The organism is Bartonella sp. AA9NXGY, from assembly GCF_042196845.1.
In the GTDB taxonomy this organism is placed as follows: domain Bacteria; phylum Pseudomonadota; class Alphaproteobacteria; order Rhizobiales; family Rhizobiaceae; genus Bartonella.
This window is the reverse complement of the sequence record NZ_JBHIRB010000108.1, coordinates 1-704: the sequence shown is the minus strand read 5'-3', so window position 1 is coordinate 704 and position 704 is coordinate 1. Positions and strand designations below refer to the sequence as shown.

Here is a 704-nt window from a genome sequence, read left to right as displayed (position 1 = left end):
GGTGCTCAATGGCTGTATCGTTATACCATTCATGGGCGGCGTCGCGAAATGGGCTTGGGTGCTTTAAGAGATGTCTCTTTAAAACAAGCCCGTGAATTGGCAACTGGGTGGCGGGCTGTTTTACGTGAGGGGCGTGACCCTATTAAAGAACGTGAAAAACAAAAGCGTGAGGCAATAAGCAATCTCCATTACTTAAAAGATATTGCACTAGATACTTTTGAAACTCGTAAAGCTGAATTAAAAGGTGATGGTAAAAATGGTAAATGGTTTACACCTTTACGCCTTCATATTCTCCCTAAACTAGGCTGTTTACCCGTTTCAGAGATTACGCAAACAGAGATACGCAATACCCTTTCTCCCATTTGGCATACAAAGGCTGTAATTGCTCGAACAGCATTGATACGTCTTAATCTTTGTCTCAAACATGCGGCTGCATTAGGTGTAGATGTTGATTTACAAGCTGTAGAAAAAGCAAAAGCTCTCTTAGGAAAACAACGCCATAAGGTCACTAATAGACCAGCCATGGATTGGAGAGAGGTTCCGGCTTTTTATAAAACACTCTGTGAAGCATCAACCATAACACAACTGGCTTTGCGTTTGCTTATTCTGACAGGTGTTCGTACCAATCCTTTACGTCATATTCATAAAGATCAAATTGATGGGGATATATGGACCATACCTGCTGAAAATATGAAAGGCAAGCG

The 704-nt window shown here is 41.6% G+C and carries 1 protein-coding gene; it reads left to right on the top strand.

Annotation, left to right across the window (positions count from 1 at the left end):
* The coding region (locus tag ACFIM6_RS10080; protein ID WP_375612696.1) for a tyrosine-type recombinase/integrase at nt 1-704 on the top strand (704 nt) is incomplete at both ends.